Origin of the sequence: Leptospira adleri (assembly GCF_002811985.1) — a bacterium.
In the GTDB taxonomy this organism is placed as follows: domain Bacteria; phylum Spirochaetota; class Leptospiria; order Leptospirales; family Leptospiraceae; genus Leptospira; species Leptospira adleri.
Map to the genome: position 1 here is coordinate 1 of NZ_NPDU01000145.1, position 2,700 is coordinate 2,700.

General features: G+C 41.0%; 4 protein-coding genes. 1 reads left to right on the plus strand and 3 read right to left on the minus strand.

What is annotated here, in order from left to right; genetic code table 11:
- On the plus strand, positions 1-350 hold a 350-nt coding region (locus CH376_RS23780), incomplete at its 5' end, for a type I restriction endonuclease subunit R, EcoR124 family (protein WP_420843593.1).
- A 50-nt stretch (positions 351-400) separates the two neighbouring features.
- Here CH376_RS23780 and tnpC read toward each other — a convergent pair.
- The 3 genes from tnpC to tnpA are packed head-to-tail and all read right to left on the minus strand — an operon-like array spanning position 401 to position 2,642.
- Positions 401-1,978: an IS66 family transposase gene (gene tnpC / locus CH376_RS23785; RefSeq protein WP_100787792.1), complete on the minus strand. Its 1,578-nt coding sequence runs from the start codon at positions 1,976-1,978 to the stop codon at positions 401-403.
- Positions 1,979-2,019: 41 nt separating this feature from the next.
- Positions 2,020-2,367 (minus strand): IS66 family insertion sequence element accessory protein TnpB, encoded by a 348-nt coding sequence (gene tnpB / locus CH376_RS23790; protein ID WP_100788597.1) that lies wholly within the window; start codon positions 2,365-2,367, stop codon positions 2,020-2,022.
- Positions 2,358-2,642, minus strand: a complete 285-nt coding sequence (tnpA, locus tag CH376_RS24705) for an IS66 family insertion sequence element accessory protein TnpA (protein ID WP_100787790.1) — start codon at positions 2,640-2,642, stop codon at positions 2,358-2,360. The genes tnpB and tnpA overlap by 10 nt, the downstream gene beginning before the upstream one ends.
- Positions 2,643-2,700: the final 58 nt, after the last annotated feature.

Sequence of the window (2,700 nt, forward strand, 5' to 3'; positions counted from 1 at the left end):
GTAACCGTTCAAAAGAAAGTCTGATGGTTGATTTTATCAATCAAACCGATCTTGACCAGATTATTGACAAGGCCAGTGTGATTGATGCCTTCTTCTCATTTGCGCAGGCGGAACAAAAGCGGGAAGCAGATGAACTTATTGAAACCGAAAACTTGAATGCTGATGCGGCCAAGCGCTACATTACCGCCTCATTAAGGCGAGAATTTGCCAGTGAGAATGGAACTGAACTAAATACTATTCTACCAAAAATGAGCCCGTTACATCCGCAATATTTGACTATCAAACAAAGCGTTTTTCAAAAGGTAGCTGCTTTTGTTGAGAAGTTTAAAGGCGTAGGTGGGCAAATCTAATCAGAGTTAGGCAAAACAAGGCTATTTCCGTTGTACTATCACTACACAGACTAATGAAACACGTGCTCCTTGAATTGCGGAAGATCCTTCCAAGCCAGTATCCTCGGCTCGCATTCCCAAGATTTAAAAAGGTCCCGCAAAAACGCGTAAGGGTCCATTCCTGATACCTTAGCATTTTGAACTAAAGAATAGAACCCGGCGCTTGCAGTCGCTCCTTGCGGACAACCGGAGAAGAGCCAATTTTTTCTACCGATTACAAAGGGACGAATATCATTCTCGACAAGATTCGTGTCCAATTGCAATTCAGGGTGATCCAAAAAGATGAGAAGCTTTTCCCACTGCCCTGCAAGATACGAGAGAGCTTTGCCCATCGAAGATTTGGGAGCAACTTCAAACATCCGTTTGTTCATCCAGGAGCGAATCTCATCAACGATCGGCTTGGATTCCGATTGCCTGAGTCTCAAATGATCTTTCGAATTTAAACTTGCTTCTTTAGCCTTCGACTCGATTGTATAGAGCTTGCCAATCTCCTTAACGATCCATTGTGCTTGAGCATTTTTAGAATCGACTTTTAGAATTTCAAAGAATTTTCTTCTCGCATGATTCCAACAACCTGCATGAAGAATTCTTGATTTCGTTTTCAAAAGAGAATCATACGATTCAAAACCGTCGGTTTGAATGATTCCTTCGAAATCACCGATCCATTCTTCTAAAAACTTAGCGCTTCGACTCGGCTCGTAATGATAGAGAATAACGGGCTTTTCTCGAATAAAACCTCGAATCACCCACATATACGATTTGGATGTATTCAACTTTCCTTCTTCGTTTAATACTTGAAGAACCGTCTCGTCGATTTGCAGATACTTCGATTTAAAAAGTTCCTTTCTCACATCCTCGATCATCGGAGAAAGTTTTTCATACGCTTGAATCGCAGTATTGGAAAGGGTGCTTCTTGAAATCTCCACTCCCGATCTCTGGAGAATTCCAGCTTGTCTGTAAAACGGAAGAGCATCCGCAAACTTTTGAGTAAGTGTATATGCTAAGAATCCGGAAGAAAACATACTCTTCTCGGCGATCTGATTGTAAACCGGAGCAATCTTTACAACAGGAAGAGTTTCATCCGAAGTTCCTTCACATTTCTTGCAGGCATATTTGGGACGAACATGAACTTCAACCTGGATCTTAGCAGGGATGATGTCGAGCTTCTCGGAACTCTCTTCTCCGATCCGAGTAAGCCCATGACCACAAGAACAAGTTTTCTCAGACTCGGGAATATCATGTAGGATTGTAATTCGGGGAAAATAATCAGGAAACGGCTTTCTTCCCGTCTTCTTTCTCGTATGGCTTTTGACAGGTGTAAAAAGACTCTCTTCTTCGGGTTCAGGAGAATCTTCTTGCAAAGCGCTTTCTATTTCGTTAAATAGAATCCCTTGGTCTTTTTCGATCTGACTCCATTTCTCAGTCTTTCTTCCGAAGAGCTGGATCTTTAATCTCTCAATTTGGTCGAGGTGTTCCGATTCTTTTAGACGTTGGAGTCGGATCTCTTCTTGATATTTGAGGTTCTCTAATATAATAATCTTTTTGAGTTCTTCTACATCATTCGGAAGTGAATTGATATCCAAAGACAAGGTGTCTTACTTTTCATCGATTCTGAAGTTAGTCAATCCTTTCAGCTTACTTTCTGATATTTTAGTTTCTTGTGCTCTTTAAAGAAATCGATCCCGTTCAAGAGCCAATGAAATCTTTCTACCGGAATCTTTTGAACTTCTTCCTCCGTGTTCGGCCACGGAAACTTACTTTCTTCCAATCTTTTCTGCCAAAGACAAAATCCACTCTTGTCCCAGTAGAGGATTTTCAGTTTGTCTTTCTTGCGATTGCAAAACAAAAATAGGCTCTCTGAATACGGATTCTTCTTCATGTTACCTTCTACAATGATGGCAAGTGTATTGATCGACTTTCTTAAATCTGTGACTCCAGGTCTCAAATACACTTTTCTGCTACCCGGGTTTAGCTCCATATACCAAGACTAAAATGAAGATTCATTTGAAGATGGACCTTGCCAGTAGAATCTACTTTGAGTGTCAAAAACTCCGATCCTGAAGGAGAGCTAACGTTTACATCAGAATCAGAAACTTCCACAAAGCCGTCTTTGTCGTGATCCAATCGTCTCTCCCAATGATATCGGAACGTCGTATATTTAATCCCTTTTTCTTTACAGTACTGAGGCTGGGAAAGTCCGCTTTTGGAAAATGAATCAAACTCTTTTTGCCAGTCGATAATCGATTTTTTCATCAAAAGGATTTTAACAGATTTTTGCGGTTGCGGAAGGTGCGGTTGCTTCGACGCTTAC

Bases quoted from the DNA above. Each gene is read 5' to 3' on its own strand.
- tnpA (WP_100787790.1), bottom strand. From the start codon at position 2,642: ATGAAAAAATCGATTATCGACTGGCAAAAAGAGTTTGATTCATTTTCC.
- tnpB (WP_100788597.1), bottom strand. From the start codon at position 2,367: ATGGAGCTAAACCCGGGTAGCAGAAAAGTGTATTTGAGACCTGGAGTC.